The 17,400-nt window shown below is 73.3% G+C and carries 14 protein-coding genes and 1 tRNA gene; 4 read left to right on the plus strand and 11 right to left on the minus strand.

Annotation, left to right across the window (positions count from 1 at the left end):
* Nucleotides 1-8: 8 nt before the first annotated feature.
* The 10 genes from JQN72_RS11485 to JQN72_RS11530 are packed head-to-tail and all read right to left on the minus strand — an operon-like array spanning nucleotide 9 to nucleotide 11,969.
* Nucleotides 9-737, minus strand: a complete 729-nt coding sequence (locus tag JQN72_RS11485; protein ID WP_204135330.1) for a TSUP family transporter — start codon at nucleotides 735-737, stop codon at nucleotides 9-11.
* A gap of 3 nt (nucleotides 738-740) precedes the next feature.
* Nucleotides 741-2,180, minus strand: a complete 1,440-nt coding sequence (locus tag JQN72_RS11490) for an NAD-dependent succinate-semialdehyde dehydrogenase (RefSeq protein ID WP_204135331.1) — start codon at nucleotides 2,178-2,180, stop codon at nucleotides 741-743.
* Nucleotides 2,181-2,208: 28 nt separating this feature from the next.
* Complete coding sequence (locus JQN72_RS11495) at nucleotides 2,209-3,306, minus strand: Xaa-Pro peptidase family protein (RefSeq protein WP_204135332.1); 1,098 nt, start codon at nucleotides 3,304-3,306, stop codon at nucleotides 2,209-2,211.
* On the minus strand, nucleotides 3,299-5,572 hold the full coding sequence (locus JQN72_RS11500) for a glycoside hydrolase family 31 protein (RefSeq protein ID WP_204135333.1): 2,274 nt from the start codon (nucleotides 5,570-5,572) through the stop codon (nucleotides 3,299-3,301). Before JQN72_RS11500 ends, JQN72_RS11495 begins: the two co-directional genes overlap by 8 nt.
* A 6-nt stretch (nucleotides 5,573-5,578) precedes the next feature.
* Nucleotides 5,579-6,394, minus strand: a complete 816-nt coding sequence (locus tag JQN72_RS11505; RefSeq protein ID WP_204135334.1) for a carbohydrate ABC transporter permease — start codon at nucleotides 6,392-6,394, stop codon at nucleotides 5,579-5,581.
* 13 nt (nucleotides 6,395-6,407) lie between these two features.
* The gene (locus JQN72_RS11510) at nucleotides 6,408-7,361 is read right to left on the minus strand and encodes a carbohydrate ABC transporter permease (protein ID WP_204135335.1); all 954 of its coding nucleotides are present in this window, start codon (nucleotides 7,359-7,361) and stop codon (nucleotides 6,408-6,410) included.
* 10 nt (nucleotides 7,362-7,371) lie between these two features.
* The gene (locus JQN72_RS11515) at nucleotides 7,372-8,673 is read right to left on the minus strand and encodes an ABC transporter substrate-binding protein (RefSeq protein WP_204135336.1); all 1,302 of its coding nucleotides are present in this window, start codon (nucleotides 8,671-8,673) and stop codon (nucleotides 7,372-7,374) included.
* A 3-nt stretch (nucleotides 8,674-8,676) separates the two neighbouring features.
* Nucleotides 8,677-10,125: an L-fucose/L-arabinose isomerase family protein gene (locus JQN72_RS18915; RefSeq protein WP_204135337.1), complete on the minus strand. Its 1,449-nt coding sequence runs from the start codon at nucleotides 10,123-10,125 to the stop codon at nucleotides 8,677-8,679.
* Nucleotides 10,122-11,012, minus strand: coding sequence for an aldolase (locus JQN72_RS11525; protein WP_307812636.1), 891 nt, complete (start codon nucleotides 11,010-11,012; stop codon nucleotides 10,122-10,124). The genes JQN72_RS18915 and JQN72_RS11525 overlap by 4 nt, the downstream gene beginning before the upstream one ends.
* Nucleotides 11,013-11,039: 27 nt before the next feature.
* The gene (locus JQN72_RS11530) at nucleotides 11,040-11,969 is read right to left on the minus strand and encodes a carbohydrate kinase family protein (protein WP_204135338.1); all 930 of its coding nucleotides are present in this window, start codon (nucleotides 11,967-11,969) and stop codon (nucleotides 11,040-11,042) included.
* 103 nt (nucleotides 11,970-12,072) lie between these two features.
* Here JQN72_RS11530 and JQN72_RS11535 point away from each other — a divergent pair, with 103 nt between their 5' ends.
* Nucleotides 12,073-12,909, plus strand: a complete 837-nt coding sequence (locus JQN72_RS11535) for a DeoR/GlpR family DNA-binding transcription regulator (RefSeq protein WP_204135339.1) — start codon at nucleotides 12,073-12,075, stop codon at nucleotides 12,907-12,909.
* Nucleotides 12,910-12,957: 48 nt separating this feature from the next.
* On the opposite strand, the gene JQN72_RS11540 is transcribed toward JQN72_RS11535, so the two are convergent.
* A tRNA-Tyr gene (locus tag JQN72_RS11540) sits at nucleotides 12,958-13,038 on the minus strand.
* Nucleotides 13,039-13,103: 65 nt separating this feature from the next.
* Between JQN72_RS11540 and JQN72_RS11545 the strand changes: the two genes are divergently transcribed.
* The 3 genes from JQN72_RS11545 (at nucleotide 13,104) to JQN72_RS11555 (ending at nucleotide 17,398) form a co-directional block, all read left to right on the plus strand.
* Entirely contained in the window at nucleotides 13,104-13,598 is a 495-nt protein-coding gene (locus JQN72_RS11545; RefSeq protein ID WP_204135340.1) for a YajQ family cyclic di-GMP-binding protein, read from the plus strand.
* 345 nt (nucleotides 13,599-13,943) lie between these two features.
* Nucleotides 13,944-15,368: an AAA family ATPase gene (locus JQN72_RS11550; protein ID WP_204135341.1), complete on the plus strand. Its 1,425-nt coding sequence runs from the start codon at nucleotides 13,944-13,946 to the stop codon at nucleotides 15,366-15,368.
* Entirely contained in the window at nucleotides 15,365-17,398 is a 2,034-nt protein-coding gene (locus tag JQN72_RS11555) for a VWA domain-containing protein (RefSeq protein ID WP_204135342.1), read from the plus strand. Before JQN72_RS11550 ends, JQN72_RS11555 begins: the two co-directional genes overlap by 4 nt.
* Nucleotides 17,399-17,400: the final 2 nt, after the last annotated feature.

The raw sequence follows: 17,400 nt of genomic DNA on the forward strand, positions 1-17,400 counted from the left end.
CGACGCGGTCAGATCGCGAGGAGTCCCTTGACGACGGTCGAGAGCGCACCGAGCACCGCGAGCGCGAGTACGGCCCGCCCCGCGCGCTCGGCGCTGACCCGCCGCGAGAGGAGGTCGCCCGCGAGCAGCCCGACGGCGAGCGCGGCGAGGGCGACGAGGACGACCCGCGCGTCGAGCCCGCCGATCCCACCCTTGGCGGTGAGCGAGGCACCGTTGACGAGAACCGAGTACAGCTGGAAGGTCGCGACGAACCGCCGGTGGTCCCAGCGCGTGCTCGTCGCGTACAGGACCATCGCCGGGCCGCCGACCCCCGCCGTGACGTTCATGAAGCCGCTCGTCGCGCCGGCCGCCACGGCACCGGCAGGCCCGTGGCCGACCTCGACCCGGCGGGTGAGGTGGACGATCGCGAGCGCCACGAGGACGAGGCTGCCGACGAGGACGAGGAGCGGCGGTCCCGGCACGTTCCGGGCCACCCAGGCCCCGGCCGGGATGACGACGAGGGCCGGGACGGCGAGCAGCAGGCCGCGCCGCCACTCGACCTCCCGCCAGGTCCGGGCGAGGACGACGACGCAGACGACCATCCCGAGGAGGTTGGCGAGGAGCACTCCCTCGAACGGGCCTGCCACGAGGACGAGGATCGGCGCGCTGACGAGGGCGAAGCCGACGCCCGTGACCCGCTGGGTCAGGGCGCCGGCGAGGACGCCGACCGGGAGCCAGACGAGGTGGTCGACGCCCACGGGTCAGAGGCCCAGCGCGACGTACCGGGTGTCCTGAAACTCCTCGAGCCCGGCGGCGGCCCCCTCGCGGCCGAGGCCGGACTGCTTGACGCCGCCCATTGGCGCGAAGACGACGGTGGGCAGCGCGTTGTTGGCACCGACGACCCCGACCTCGAGCCGTTCCGCCATCCGCCAGATCCGGGAAGAGTCGCGCGACCAGAAGTAGCCGGCCAGCCCCATCTCCGTCGCGTTGGCCCGCGCGAGGGCCTCGTCCTCGTCGCGGAATCGGAAGACGGCCGCGGCCGGGCCGAAGACCTCCTCGGTGCCGATCCGCGCCTCGTCGGGCACGTCGGCGAGCAGGGTCGGCGCGAGATACGTGCCGGCGCCGGGCAGCTCCGCCTCGCGGGTGAGCCGGGTCGCCCCCGCCGCCAGGGCCTCGTCGACGAGGGCGGTGACGGCCTCGACCCGGCTGCCGTCGATGACCGGCCCGAGGTCGGGCAGCGGGTCGGCCAGGCCGTCCCCGACGGTCATCGCGTCGACGGCCTCGACCAGCCGGCCCGTGAACTCCTCGTAGACGCGCTCGTGGACGACAAAGCGGTTGGCGGCGATGCACGACTGACCGGTGTTGCGGAACTTCGCGAGGAGCGCCCCCTCGACGGCGGCGTCGAGGTCGGCGTCCTCGAAGACGACGAACGCCGCGTCCCCACCGAGCTCGAGGAGCGGGCGGACGACGCGACGAGCGGCGGTCGTCATGACCTCGCGCCCCACGCCGGTCGACCCGGTGAAGCTCACCGCGCGGACGGCCCGGTGCTCGAGCAGGGCGGTCGTCAGCTCGCGGGGCGGGCCGTGGACGAGGTTGACGACGCCGTCGGGGACGCCGGCGTCGACGAGGCACCGGACCAGCTCGGTGACGGCCAGGGGCGCCTTCTCGGACACGCGGGCGACGACGGTGCACCCGGCGGCCAGCGCGGGCGCGAGCTTGCGGGCCTGGATCGAGCACGGGAAGTTCCACGGCGTGAGCGAGGCGACCACGCCGACGGGACGTCGCACGGTGAGGTGGCGCCTGTCGGCGGCCTCGTGCGGCACGACGACGCCTTCGGGGCGGCGGGCCTCCTCGGCGAACCACCGGAGGTACTCGGCGGACGCAGTGACCTCGCCGACCGCCTCGGGCAGCCGCTTGCCGGCCTCGAGCGCGAGCAGCCGGCCGATGCTGTCGCGGCGCTCGAGCAGCAGGTCCGCCGCGTCGCGCAGGACGTCGGCCCGGGCCCGAGCGGTGCGCTCGCTCCACGCAGGCAGGGCGGCGGCGGCCGCGTCGGCGGCGCGGACCGCGTCGTCCGGCCCACCCCAGGCGACGTGTCCGGCGACCGAGCCGTCGGCGGGCGCCAGCACGTCGACGACGTCGTCGGACGGCTCCCACCGGCCGTCGACGAGGTGGTGGGCGGTGGGCAGGTCGGGTGCGGTCATCGGGTGCTCCTCGGGTCGGGGTCGGCGGTCAGGCCCGCACGAGGACGCCGGGGCGGGGTCGCCCGCCGACGTCGACGGTGGGCCACTCGGGGTCGTGGACGAGGAGGTCGGGGCCGTCGTCGCGGACGACGGCTGTGTCCTCGACCTTCCACCGGTCGGTGCTCGGGTTCCAGGCGAGGACCGACCCGCGGGGGACGGTCGCGTCGGAGCCCGGGTGGGCGGGGAACTCCCGCGGCTGCCAGCCGGTGAACCCGCCCTGGTGGTGGCGGTGCCACGCGTCGGGGTCGAAGCCCTCGGCGGCGTAGCCCGCGACCCCGGCGGACACCACGTCCCCGATCCGGGCGCCGGGGACGGAGGCGTCGAGGAATCGTTGCTCGACCCGCAGCAACCGGGTGTGGGCGTCCCGGTCCGCGGCGGACAACGGCGCGAACGACACCCAGCGGGTGACGCTCGCGACGAGGCCGTCCCGACGGGCGCAGCAGACGAGCATCGCCCGCGCACCCAGCGGCTCCCCCGTCGGCAGCGGGTGGCGGTGCCGGCCGCCGCGGTCGCCGCCCGCGACCATGAGCACGACCGGGTCGAGCCCGTCGGCCAGCAACGCGTCGGCGAGCCGGCCGGCGGCGCGGTACTCGGTGTCGTCGGGCGTCAGGGCGAGCGCGGCCCGGGTGGCCGCCGAGGCGGCGTCGTGGCACACCTGCGCGAGGGTGGCCTGCTGCTGGGCGTCGAGGACCCGTCGGAGGGCGGCGAGGTCGGCGGCCAGGGGGACGTCGTCCCCGCGGGGCCGGTCGGCGCCGACGTCCGGGCCGGTCGGCAGGCGCGCGTCGCGGCCCTCCCACCACGGGACGACGGCCCACTCGACGGGCAGGCCCGCCAGCTCCGTGTCGCGCAGCCTCGGCGCTTCGATGGCGTTCGTCACCACGACCGCGGTGGGTCCGGTCCCCGGGTCGCCGAGCTCCACGACGACGTCGAGGCACGCCGCGTCGAGGGTCTGGGGGACGTGGACCCGCGCCCCGAGCAGCCAGGTGAGCGCGGCCGGCTCGCGCAGCACGAGCCGACGGACGCCCGCGTGCCGGGCGAGGTCGTCGAGGGCCGCCAGCCGGCCGGCGAAGCCGGTCACATCAGCCATGCCGGACCGCGCCGTCGAGCCCGAGCTCGACCGGCGACCCGTCGAAGCCGACGAACCGACGCGGTCCCTCCGCGACGTCGCCGTAGGCGTGCAGGGTCCACGGGCGGTCGACGAGGTCGTCGGTCGAGCGGACGTCCGGGCCGACCTCGACGCGCGGCAGGACGGCACCGGCGCGCACGAGGACGGGCATCTCGTCGAGCCGGACCTCCACCTCGTGGAAGCCGGGACCCGTGAAGGACCCTTCGCCGTCGAGCTCGCGCCACGTCCCGGCGGGGACGTAGAACCGGCGCCGCACCGGGGCGGTCCCGTCGTCGAAGACGGGGACGACGAGGAGGTCGGAGCCGACCATGAAGACATCGTCGACCGACTGGGCCACGGGGTCGTCGGGGAACTCCAGCCCGAGCGGACGCAGGACCGGCCAGCCGTGGGCCAGGGACTCGTGGGCCACCTGCCACAGCGTCGGGAGCATCGCGTAGCGGAGCCGGACCCAGTGGCGCGCGGCGTCGAGCGCCTCGTCGCCGAACGCCCACGGCTCGCGCGGTCGGAGCCCGTGCGCCCGCATGAGCGGCGAGAACGCGCCGAGCTGGGTCCAGCGGACGTACAGGCCCGGGGTGAGCTCGGGGCCGAAGAAACCGCCGATGTCGTGGCTCCACAGGCCCGGGGCGCTCACGGCGTAGGACAGCCCACCGCGGACCGTCGCCTGCATCCCGGCGACCGTCGACTCCGCGTCGCCGCCCCACTGGCCGGGGTACCGGTGCGAGCCGGCCCAGCCGCTGCGGCCCCACACGAGCGGAGCCCGGCCGGTCGCCCGGCCGATGACGTCGCTGACCGTGCGGTTGTAGACCAGCGGGTAGAGGTTGTGGGCGTACTGCGGCGGCGTGCCGTCGAAGAGCGCGACGTCGTCGGGCAGGGCCTCCCCGAAGTCGGTCTTGAAGACGGCGACCCCGTCGGCCAGGAACGGCTCGTGCATCTCCTGCCACCAGGCGCGGGCCTCGGGGTTCGTGAAGTCGACGAGAGCACGCATCCGGCCGTCCGGCGTCGGCGTCTTGCGGATGCCCGCGAGAGTGCCGTCGGTGTGCCGGACGAGGTAGCCCTTCTCCTCGGCCTCGGCGAACCGCGGGCTCACCGGGTCGAGGTAGGGCAGCTCCCAGACCGACAGCCGCACACCGCGCTCGGCGAGCGCCTCGACGAACGCCCGCCGGTCGCCGAAGCGGGTCTCGTTCCAGATGAAGTCGCAGTTGAGCCGGTCGACCACGAGCCAGTCCGGGTCGAGGTGGAGCACGTCGAGCGGCACCTCGTGCCGGCGCATGGTGTCGGCGACCTCGAGCATCTCCGGCCGGTCGTGGTAGCGGCAGCGACCCATCCAGTAGCCGAAGGCCCAGAGCGGCGGCACCTCGCCCCGACCCGTGAGCGCGGTGTACTCGGTGAGACGCTCCTTCGGGGTCCCACCGACGACGAGGTAGAGGTCGAGGACCTCGTCGGCGACGGTGAGCCCGAGCACCGACGGGCGCTCGTGCCCGACGTCGGCGGTCAGGACGGCGCCGGTGTTGACGAAGGCGCTGTACCCGACGCTGGAGTGCCACACCGGGACGGGCTTGTAGGCGAGTCCCGTGCCAGTGCCGCACGCGTCCTCGCTGCGCAGCACGAGGCGCTGGCCCTGCTTGGCCAGCCGGCCGAACTGCTCGCCGAAGCCGAGGACGTCCTCGCCCGGTGCGATCTCGAGGTTGAGAGTGAGCCCGGCGTCGTCGGCGACGACCGTGGGTGCCGTCATGAGCCCGGCCACCTGCCGCAGCCGGTGCGCCGAGCGCAGCACCGGCCGTCCGGTCGCGTCCTCGACGGCCAGCGAGAACGGCGCACGCCCCACCCGCAGCCGCGCCTCCCCCGTCGACACGACGACCTCGCCCTCGACCTCCTCGACGGCGAGGGCCGTGGCGTCGGGAGCGGGGTCGACGACGATCCCCATCCCGGTGCCGTCGTCCTCGAGCACGGGATGGCCTGCCGGTGCGACGGTGAGGCGCAGCACCGACGGCGTCGGGGCGCTCACCCGCAGCGTGTACGGCGTGACGTCGGCGTCGGGCAGCTCGAGGGTCGGCAGGTTCGGCATCTGCGTCTCGATGCCCTGCTCGAGGGGCGGCTCGCCGGTGAGCCAGCCGGGCATGATGCCCAGCTGGACGCCGCGCAGGGCGTCGACCTCGAGCGAGACCTCGGTCGCGTCGGGGGTGGCGTGCACCGCACGGAGCCGGCGTAGGAGGAGCGGGTGGGGCACGGAAAACTATCCCTTCACGGAGCCGGCGGTGAGGCCGGCGACGAAGTAGCGCTGGAGGAAGACGTACGCGACGACGAGCGGCGCCGACGCGACGATGACCCCGGTGAACAGGAGGGGGTAGTTCGTGAGGAACTCGCCCTGGAAGTTGAGCAGCGCGAGCGGCAGCGTGACCTTCGCCGGGTCGTGGATGAACAGCAGGGGGTACAGCAGGTCGTTCCACTGGATGACGAAGAGGAAGATCGCCGTCGCGGCGAGCGAGGGCAGCGACACCGGCAGCGCGATGGAGCGGTAGGTCCGCCACGGCCCCGCGCCGTCGATCGAGCCGGCCTCGAACAGCTCGCGCGGCAGGGTCCGCATGAAGCCGGTGAGGATGAACACGGCGACGGGCAGCGTCGCGACGATCTCGACGAGGACCAGACCGAGGCGGCTGTCGAGCAGACCGAGCCGCTGCCACAGGACGTACTGGGGGATCATGTTCGACTGTGCGGGGACCGCCATACCGAGGACGAGGAAGCCGTACAGCGCGAAGCCCTTCCACCCCGGGATCCGGGACAGGCCGTACGCGGCGAGGCTGCCGATGACGAGGGTGAGCGCGACCGCGGTCACCGTGACGACGGTGCTGTTGACGAAGGCCGTCCCCATGCTCGCGTCGGTGAGCACCGAGCCGTAGTTCGTCGGCGCCAGCGTGGACGGCGGCCCGAACGGGGCGTCGAACAGCTGCTCGGTCGTCTTGAACGAGCCGGTGAGCACGACGAGCAGGGGGATGATGATGAGGAGGGCGTAGACGCCGAGGACGACCCGGCGGCCGAGGGACCCGACCATGGTGCTGCTCCTTTCAGGCGCCGTGCTGGGTGAGGCGCACGGCCCGCCGCTGGAGCAGGCTCACGACGGCGATGATGAGCATGAAGACGATCGACTCCGCTGCGGCGTATCCGAACTTGGAGTTCGTGAACGTCGTGTAGATGCGGGTCGAGAGGATGTCGAGAGAGCCCTTCGGCGGGTTGCCGCCGAGGCCGAGGATGAGGTCGAACGCCTTGAACGACTGGATCGTCGTGTAGGCGACGACGATGGCCGTCGCCGGCGCGATGAGCGGCCAGGTGACGAAACGGAACCGCTGCCACTGACTCGCGCCGTCGAGCGAGGCCGACTCGTACAGCTCGGCCGGGATCTGCTGCAGCCCGGCGATGAAGATGACCATGAGCTGACCGGCGTGCGCCCACACCTGGGCCAGGGCGACCCAGAAGATGGCCTGGTCGGCGTTCCCGAGGAACGCGCTGCGCAGACCGTCCAGGCCGATGCCGCCCAGGACCTGGTTGATGAGGCCGAAGTTCGGGTCGTACATGAACTTCCACACGAAGGCCACGGACACCGACGACAGGATCGCCGGCAGGAAGAACAGGGCCCGCAACGCCGTGGAGGACCGCGAGTTGCGCTGGAGGAGCACCGCGAGGAGCAGCGACAGCGCCGTCTGGGCGATGACGACGACGAAAAGGAACTTGAGGTTGTTGGTCAGCGCCCCGCGGAAGAGGTCGTCGTTGGAGACGATCGACCCGAAGTTCGAGGTGCCGACGTTCGCGAAGTCGGCGCTGAACCCGTCCCAGTCCGTCACGGAGTACTGGAAGGCCTGGAGGGTCGGTCCGGCGAAGAACACGAGATAGAGGAGGAGCGCCGGGACGGGGAAGAACCAGAGCCCCGGGTGCACCCGCCCGTGGGCGCCTCGGCGGCGCCCACGGCGGGGACGGTCGGCGGCCGGGGTGACCCCGGCACGGGTCTCGGTCGTGGCGGTCATCGTGGGCTGCTCACTGACCGCGCTGCTGGTCGACGACCCGCTGGGCCTCGGCGGCGGCGGCGTCCGGCGACTTCCCGCCGACGACGGCGATGCAGGCTCCCTCGACGGCCGTGCGGATGTCGAGGTTGTTGAACTGGAACCGCGGCGCGAGGAGCGTCTTGCGGGTCAGCCAGGGCGCGATCGCCTTGAGGTCGGGGTTGGTGTACTCCACGTCCTTGACGGTGACGTTCTGGCTCGTTCCGTTCGCGTACACCCCGGCGACCTCGGGCGTCGAGAGGTACTCGAGCCACGCCAGGGCGGCGGCCTGGTTCTTCGAGGCGGAGTTGACGCCGAGGACGAACGTCGCGTTGTAGATGCCCTCGTACTTCGCCTCGTCCGCCGACACCGTGATCGGGGCGATGAGGTCCATGTCGAACTCCGCGCCGAGGGCCCGGACGGCCGCGATGTGGTAGCTGCCCGTGGCGAGCATCGCGGCCTTCTTCGTCGCGAAGATCTGCTGGCAGGGCTCCACCGCGGTGCCGGTGGCGTTGTCCTGGAAGTAGGGCTTGAGCTGGACGTACTGCTGGAGCGTCGTGAGGAACCAGTCGTCGGTGCACTTGTACTCGCCCGACTCGATCTTCGTACACATGTCGTCGCTGGGGGCGTTGTTCATCACCATGGCGTTGAACAGCTGGCCGGCGTTGCCGGGGTCCCCGCCGGGCCAGGCGATCGGCACGACGCCCTGGGACTTGAGGTCGTCGCACAACCCGAGGAAGCCGTCCCAGTCCTTGGGCGCCGAGCCGCCGCCGGCCTTGGACACGAGGTCGGCGTTCGTGACGGGCATGTTGAAGACGACCTGGTACGGGTAGCCGAACTGGGTGTCGTCCTGTTTCCCGGCCTCGATGAGCGCCGGGTCGAAGTTCTGGACGAAGTCCTGGTTCGAGACGTCGGTGTACAGCCCGGCCTCGACCATGTCGACGAACTGCGCGCCGCGGAAGGCGACGAACACGTCGCCGACCGAGCCGCCGCGGATCCGCTGGAGCGCGGACGACTGGTAGTCGTTCGAGGGCGAGATGTCCTGGCGTACGGACACGTCGGGCGTCGTCGCGGCGAACTTCTTGATGAGGTCGTCGAAGACCTGCTTGTCCTCCGCCCGCCAGTGGGCGAACGAGATGTCTCCGGAGGCCTCGCCGCTGATCGACGCGGCGCCGGTGCTCGTGGAGCCACCGGTGCTGCCCGGGCCGGCGCATCCGGCGAGGACGGCGCCGACGCCTCCGGCGCCGACGAGCTGGAGGGCGGCGCGGCGGCTGAAGCCTTGCTGACGCGTGTTCATGGACTACTCCTTTGGATCCACGGGGGCGAACTCGATGACGGGGATGCCGAGCTGGTCGGCGGCGGTGCGGAGCGCGGGACGGACGTCGGTCCACGCGAGCACCGTGTGGTGCGGGAAGCCGTGGGTGACGAGGCTCTGGACGACCTCGGCCGCGGAGGCGTCGAGGCGGACGGCGGCGGTGTTGCCCTGGAACCGGTTCGGCTCCGGGAGGGACTCGCCGGAGGCGATGAGCAGACGCAGGCCGCCGCGCTCGGGGTCCTCGGTGAGCCGGGCCATGACGACCGGCCCCGTCCGCAGGGGGAAGTCGCCGGCGACGCCGATCTTGCGGTTGCAATGGATGCTCTGGGTCGCGTCGGCCGGGTCGGCCGCGAGCGAGGTCGCCGCGGCCCCGCAATGCCACAGCCGGACCAGGTTGGCCTCGGCGTCGAGGTCGACGGTGTCGACGAGGTACGTCGTCCCGGAGCCGAGCGCCTCGAGGAGGAGCATCGTCACCGCGCCGTAGACGTCGCGCTCGCACGCGGTCGGCGTGCCCTCGTCCGCGAGCCGCGAGAGCGAGGAGCACGGACATACGCCGAGCGAGCCGGGGAACTCCGGCCAGCAGCGGATGGCCATCCCGGACAGCTCGCCGTCGTCGCGCCACGAGCGCATGGCCGTCGTCACCCCCGCCGAACGCGACACCTGGTCGGCGTCGACGGCGGCGAGCGAGGGCTGGGCGGCCGTCGCGGCGGCCCGCTCGGTCTCGCGCCGCTGCTCGTCGACGGCGCCCACCCGGCCGAACATGTCCTCGACGGAGATCTGCTGGACCTCGATGCCGAGGAGCGAGGAGAGGAGGTCGGCGTCGTACCGGCTGGGGGTGAACCCGGTCGGGGCGTCCCCGACGAGCCCGAGGGTGCGCCCGCGCAGCGTCCCCAGGGCGGAGGCGACCGCGTCGGGGTCCTCGGCCCGCGGGCCCGTCGTGGTGGGCAGGTCGGGGACGGCGGGCAACCGCCCAGCCAGCGCCTCCCTGATCACGTCGCGGACCCCGGGCTCGCCCGGGTCGCCGTACACGAGGCGCGGGGTGCGGCCCGCGTGGACGACGAGCGCGTGCCCGAAGAGGTTGGCGCCGCACAGGCTGTTGAGCCACAGCCGGTCGCCGACCGGGCCCGGCTCACGGAAGGACCACAGGAGGACGGGCGCCTCCAGGTCCGAGTACAGGCGCAGCGCCGGCGAGGCGTCCGAGAACGACGCGCACACGTTGACGACGAGGTCCGCGCCCTCGAGCGGCACCTCGGCGGCCGCGTCGAGGTCCTCGGGGGTCATGACGAGGTTCGTCGGGCCGACGACCTCGGCCCCGAGCTCCTCGAGCAGGGCCCGGGCCTGGGCGGCCCGTTCGGCGGCCACGTCGACCGCGAAGGTCGGCCGGGCCGTCGGGATGACGACGACGCGAGGACGGCCGGTGGTCGCGGCGGTCACCGGGCCACCCCGGCGTCGACGATCTCGCCGAGCCGCTGCAGCCGCGGTACGGAGACCTCGCGCAGGTCGCGGGCGACGTCGTCGCTGCCGACGACCGAGGCCCAGACGGCGCGGCCGGCGAGGAAGCCGGAGGCACCCTCGGCGCAGGCGAGCTCGACGGCGCGGGGGAAGAGGTCGGCGGGGACGCCCGAGGACAGGACGACCCACGGGGACTCGACGGCGGCGGTGATGGCCGCGCAGCCTCGTCGGATCGCGGCCTCGTCACCCTGGCCCTTCGACGGCACCTCGGCCTTGTAGAGGTCGGCCCCGAGGCCGCCGAGCTCCTGGGCGGCCTCGACGACGCAGGCGTCCCAGTCCCAGGCGCGGCCGTCCCGCGGCGCCTTGGCCACCGGCTCGATGATGCTGACGAGCCCGGCCGAACGGCAGCGCTCGACGAACCGACGGACCATCCCGACGCGCAGAGCGCCGTCCTGGTCGGGGCGGTGGATGACGAGGAGCTTCATCGCGACGGCACCCTGGTCGCGGACGGCTGCGGGGTCGACCGCCTCGTCGATCTCGACGTCGGTGACGTGCTCGCCGTTGCCGGCGACGAAGTGGTCGGCGGCGGCGATGAGGCCGCAGGAGGGGTCGACCGCCCCCTCCTCGACGACGGCGTCGAAGGCGAACTGCTTGTCGACGAGGACGGCACTGGCGTACGGGGTGAGGACGCGGGCGGCCTCGACCTTGAACCGACGCAGCTGCTCGTCCGTGACGGGCTCGCTCTGGTGCTCGGCGAACATCGAACGCATCGCCTCGCGCTGGTCGACGGCGAGCATCGCGAAGCCGCCGCTCGGACGGGCGAGCCGGTCCAGGCCGATGGCGTTCGGGGTGGGGATCCTGCTGGTCACTGAAGGTCTCCTGGGGACGAAGGGGGGTCAGGCGTGGGCGGGGTCGTGATCGGGCAGGAGGGCGAGGACCCTCTCGTGGTCCGGGACCGCGGAACGCCCGTCCAGCCCCGTGCAGGCGAGCGCAGCGACGACGTTGGCGTAGGCGAGCGCGGCCGGGAGGTCGTCGGACCGCACGTGCGCCGCGAGCAGGGCGCCGTGGAAGACGTCACCGGCGCCGAGGGTGCTCAGGACGTCGACCGCGACGCCCGGTGCGTGGTGGGTCGGGCGCGAGGGGTCAGCGCCGTAGGAACCGCGCCCGCCGTCGGTGGCGACGACCCGGCGGGCCCCGTCGGCGTGGGCCGCCCGGAGGAGGTCCTCGACGGCGCGCTCGCCGTGGACCCGGCGCAGGGCCACGACGGTCGGGACGAACAGGTCGACGCCGTCGGGGGCGAAGCCGGGGATCGGGTTCCCGGCGTCGACGGAGAGGCGCGGCCGGGTCGCGAGCGCGGGGTCGACGAGGGCGCGGACGGCCGGCCAGCCCAGGTGGTCGGCGTGGACCCATTCCGCGCCGCGGACGAGGTCGACCCCCCGCGTCGTGTCGACCGGCGGACCGGGGCGGGCGCTGATGGCGCGGGTGCCCCGCGAGCGGTCGACGACGATGACACTGGCCGCCGAGCGTCGTCCCGTGGCCACGGTGACCCCGGAGACGTCGACGCCCTCGTCCCGCAGGTCGGCCAGGATGCGCTCGCCGTCGGCGTCGTCCCCCACCGTCCCGACGAACGCGGCCGGGACGCCGAGCCGGGCAGCGGTGACCGCCGCCGTCGCGGCCGGACCTCCGCCGGCGGACGTCAGCTCCTCGGCGAGGACGCGGTCGTCGGCGCCGGGGTAGCCGGGCACGAGAGCGATCGAGTCCATCGTCGCCGCACCGACGAAGACGACCGGGTGGCGTCCGGTCGGAGTGACGGCGGTGTCGCTCATGGCATCTCCTTCGAGGCCCGACGCGTCCGTGAGGACGACTGATGTAGCGACACTAACAGTGAATGTTGGAAAGTCAACATCTTTCGTCGACTACTCTGCAGACATGGCGGATGAGGATGTGCGGTCCGACGACCCGACCGCGATGCGGTACACGAGCGCCCCGCACCGGCGGGCGTGGATCGTCGACCGGCTCCGTGAGACCGGGTTCATCTCCGTCGCCAGCCTGACGAGCGACCTCGGCGTCTCCGACATGACGGTGCGTCGCGACCTGCGGAAGCTGGAGGACCGGGGCGAGGTCCGAGTCGTCCACGGCGGGGTCAGCCTGCGGCACGGACCCTTGCACGACCCCGCGTTCGCCGGGCGCTCCGGCCTCCAGGCCGACGCCAAGGACGCCATCGCCCGCGAGGCGAGCCGGCTCGTCTCGCACACCGACATCCTCGCCGTCGACGCCGGGACGACGGCCTACGCCGTGGCCCGGGCCCTGCCGTCGGACTTCGCCGGGACGGTCGTCACCCACTCGGTGCCCGTCATCCAGCTGCTCCTGCGCCGCGACCGGGTCCGGGTCGTCGGCCTGGGGGGTGAGCTGCTCCACGAGAGCCAGGCGTTCGCCGGGCAGATGGCCGTCGACGCCATCCGCAGCCTGCGGGTCGGCACGCTCTTCCTCGGTGCGGCGGCAGTCGACGAGCGCGGGGTGTACGTCGCGACCGACAACGAGCGTCCGACGAAGCTCGCGCTCATCGACATCGCCGACCGGGTCGTGCTCCTCGCCGACCGGACGAAGTTCACCGCGGCCGCCCCGGTCCTGCTGTGCCCGTTGGACCGGATCGACCTCCTCGTCACCGACGAGCCGCTCCCCGCGGACGCCCGCGACCCCCTCCGGGACGCGTCGATCCCCGTGCTCCACGCCCTGAGCGACACCGCGCGGACGGGTCGGGCCTGACGCAACGGACCCCCGGTCGTCGTGACGACCGGGGGTCCAGGCACTCGGTGGCAGGTGAAGGATTCGAACCTTCGAAGCTTTCGCGACGGATTTACAGTCCGCTCCCATTGGCCGCTCGGGCAACCTGCCGCGTGCGCATGGAAGGATAGCAAGCCGCATCCGCGCCGCCGAATCGAGATCCTGGAGGAACGGGCATGGCCGACAGCAGCTTCGACATCGTGAGCCAGTACGACAAGCAGGAGGTCGCCAACGCGGTCAACACCGCCGCCAAGGAGATCGGGAACCGCTACGACTTCAAGGGCGTCGGCGCGAGGGTCGAGCTCGCCGGCGAGGTCATCCGGATGGAGGCGAACACCGAGGAGCGCTGCAACGCCGTCCTCGACGTCGTCCAGACCTGGCTGGTCAAGCGGAAGGTCTCGCTCAAGCACCTCGACGTCCCCGAGGCGGGCCCGCGCCTGTCCGGCAAGGAGTACAAGCTCGACGTCCCGCTCAAGGAGGGCATCTCCTCCGAGAACGCGAAGAAGATCACGAAGGTCATCCGGGACGAGGGGCCGAGGTCGGTCAAGACCCAGATCCAGGGCGACGAGGTCCGGGTGACGAGCAAGTCACGCGACGACCTCCAGGTCGTGCAGCGGCTGCTCAAGGAGCAGGACCTCGACATTGCCCTGTCGTACACGAACTACCGCTGACCCGGGGGCGAGAGCCGCTCGCCGCTCGGATGACACGACCCGTGAAGCCCGGGTCCCATCTGTCATCACGCACGAAGCCCGGGCTTCACCGCTCGCCCCACGGGTCCCCGGACCGCGCAGCCGACGCCCACCGCTCGTCCGGGCCCGCGGCAGGAGCCCGGCGTCCAACCCACGGTCCTCACGCAGGAGCCGGGCGTCGAAGCCACGGCCGGGGGCAGGAGCCGGCGTCGAACCCGCCATGCCGGGGCAGGGACCGGCGTCGAACCCGCCATGCCGGGGCAGGAGCCGGCGTCGAACCCACCCTCCGATCCCCCGAGTGCCGGAAGGCTGACGTAGCGTGAGGTGATGAGCGACCTCACGGTCCCCGCGGCCACCACCCCGCGCACCTCCCCACCGTCCATCGCGACCGCCGGCGAGCTGCGCGCCTCGGGCCACACGGCCCGCGGCGTGCACACCGAGATCCGCGAGAACCTCCTCACCGCGCTGCGCGAGGGGCGCGACCCCTGGCCCGGCCTGCACGGCTTCGGCCGCACCGTCGTCCCCCAGCTCGAACGCGCCCTCATCGCGGGCCACGACGTCGTGCTCCTCGGCGAGCGCGGCCAGGGCAAGACCCGCCTGCTGCGCAGCCTCGTCGGCCTCCTCGACGAGTGGACGCCGGTCATCGACGGCTCCGACCTCGGCGAGCACCCGTTCGAGCCGATCACCACCGAGTCCCGGCGGCGGGCCGACGAGCTCGGCGACGCCCTGCCCGTGGCCTGGCGGCACCGCGACGAGCGCTACGCCGAGAAGCTCGCCACCCCCGACACCTCCGTTGCCGACCTCATCGGCGACGTCGACCCGATGCGGGTGGCCGAGGGCCGCCGGCTGGGCGACCCCGAGACCATCCACTTCGGGCTCGTGCCGCGCAGCCACCGCGGCATCGTCGCGATCAACGAGCTGCCCGACCTCGCCGAGCGCATCCAGGTGGCGATGCTCAACGTCATGGAGGAGCGCGACGTCCAGATCCGCGGGTACGTCCTGCGGCTGCCGCTCGACGTCCTCGTGGTCGCCTCCGCCAACCCCGAGGACTACACGAACCGCGGCCGGATCATCACCCCGCTCAAGGACCGCTTCGGCGCCGAGATCCGCACCCACTACCCGCACGAGCTCGACGCCGAGGTCGCGGTCATCCGCCAGGAGGCCGACCTCGTCGCCACGGTGCCCGACGCGCTCGTCGAGATCGTCGCGCGCTTCACCCGCGGCCTGCGCGGGTCGAGCTCGGTCGACCAGCGCTCCGGGGTCTCGGCCCGTTTCGCCATCGCCGCCGCCGAGACCGTGGCCGCCGCGGCCCTGCACCGCGCGACGACGCAGGGCGAGGAGCACGCCGTGGCGCGGGTCGTCGACCTCGAGGCGGCCCTGGACGTCCTGCGTGGCAAGGTCGAGCTCGAGACCGGCGAGGAGGGGCGCGAGCGCGAGATCCTCGGCCACCTGCTGCGCACCGCCACGGCCGAGACGGCACGCGCCCGCCTCGGCGGCGTCGATCTCGCGCTGCTCGTCGAGGCCATCGAGGACGGCGCGCTCGTCACGACCGGTGAGCAGGTGAGCGCCCGCGTGTTCCTGGACGCCCTGCCCGTGCTCGGCGAGTCCGACCTCTACGACGCCGTCGCCGAGCGCTTCGGCGCGACGAACGAGGGTGAGCGCGCCAGTGCCGTCGAGCTCGCGCTCGAAGGGCTCTACCTCGCGCGGCGGATCAGCAAGGACAGCGGCGACGGCGAGACGGTGTACGGGTGAGCCCGGCCTCTCGTCCCTCGCGCCGGTCCTCGTACGCGCGCTACGACGGCGGGCCCGACCCGCTCGCGCCCCCGGTCGACCTGCGCGAGGCGCTCGACGCCATCGGCGAGGACGTCATGGCCGGGTACTCCCCCGAACGCGCGATGCGCGAGCTGCTGCGGCAGGGCACCCGCGACCGCAGCGGGCTCGACGACCTCGCCCGGCGGGTGGCCGAGAAGCGCCGCGAGATGCTCCAGAGGCACGGCCTCGACGGCACGATGGAGCAGGTACGCAAGCTGCTCGACGAGGCCGTCCTCGCCGAGCGCAAGCAGCTGGCCCGCGACCTCGACGACGACGCCCGCTTCGCCGAGATGCGCATCGAGGGCCTGCCGCCCACTCCGGCCGCGGCCGTCACCGAGCTGTCCGACTACCCGTGGCGCTCCTCGGAGGGCCGCTCGACGTACGAGCAGATCAAGGACCTCCTCGGCCGCGAGCTCCTCGACCAGCGCTTCGCCGGGATGAAGCAGGCCCTCGAGGGCGCCACCGACGAGGACCGGGCAGCCGTCGAGGAGATGATGCGTGACCTCGGCGACCTCCTCGAGGCCCACGCCCGCGGCGAGGACACCGAGCAGCAGTTCCGCGACTTCATGGACAAGCACGGCGACTTCTTCCCGGAGCAGCCGGAGACCGTCGAGGAGCTCGTCGACGCCCTCGCGCAGCGCTCCGCGGCGGCCCAACGGATGCTCAACTCGATGTCGCCCGAGCAGCGCGAGGAGCTCATGCAGCTCTCCCAGCAGGCGTTCGGCTCGCCCGCGCTGATGGAGCAGCTCTCGCGGATCGACGGCCTCCTCCAGGGGCTGCGCCCCGGCGAGGACTGGGGCGGCTCGGAGCGGTTCGAGGGCGAGCAGGGACTCGGCCTCGGCGACGGCACCGGCGTACTCCAGGACCTCGCCGAGCTCGACGCCCTCGCCGAGCAGCTCGCCCAGTCCCACCCGGGCGCGCGGATGGACGACGTCGACCTCGACGCCCTGGCCCGACAGCTCGGCGACGACGCCGTCGTCGACGCCCGGTCCCTCGCCGACCTCGAGAAGGCCTTGCGGGACAGCGGGATGCTCACCCGCTCCGCCGACGGCTCACTGCGGCTCTCCCCCAAGGCGATGCGCGAGCTCGGCAGGTCGCTGCTGCGCGACGTCGCCGGCCGGCTGAGCAGCCGCGGCGGTCAGCGCGACGTCCGGCAGGCGGGTGCGGCGGGCGAGCAGTCCGGCGCCACCCGGGCGTGGCAGTTCGGCGACACCGAGCCGTGGGACACGACCCGGACGATGACCAACGCCATCACCCGGGTGGCGTCCGAGGGGCGCCCGACGACGGGCGGCGTCCGGCTCGACATCCGCGACGTCGAGGTCACCGAGACCGAGGCCCGCACCCGGGCGGCCGTGGCGCTGCTCGTCGACACCTCGTTCTCGATGGCGATGGACGGCCGCTGGGTGCCGATGAAGCGCACCGCGCTCGCGCTGCACCAGCTCATCTCCACCCGGTTCCGCGGCGACCACCTGCAGCTCGTCTCGTTCGCCCGGTACGCGCAGACGATGGACATCGAGACCCTGACCGCGCTCGACGCCGAATGGGACAAGGGGACGAACCTGCACCACGCGCTGCTGCTCGCGAACCGGCACTTCCGGGCGCACCCGAACGAGCAGCCCGTGCTGCTCGTCGTCACCGACGGCGAGCCCACGTCGCACCTCGAGCCGGGCGGGTCGGTGTTCTTCGACTACCCCCCGCACCCGCGCACCCTGGCGCTCGCGGTCCGCGAGCTCGACACCGCGGCCCGGCTCGGCGCGCAGACGACGTTCTTCCGGCTCGGCGAGGACCCCGGCCTGGCCAGGTTCGTCGACTCGATGGCCCGCCGTGCGGGCGGGAGGGTCGTCGCACCGGAGCTCGGCGACCTCGGTGCGGCCGTGGTCGGGTCCTACCTCGGGGGCCGCACCGGTGGGCAGGCGGCGTTCGGCTCCTACCGCGACCTGTTCGGCGGCCGCGGCTTCTGGGCCGGCTGACC

Source organism: Phycicoccus sp. CSK15P-2 (assembly GCF_016888005.1).
Taxonomy (GTDB): Bacteria; Actinomycetota; Actinomycetes; order Actinomycetales; family Dermatophilaceae; genus Phycicoccus.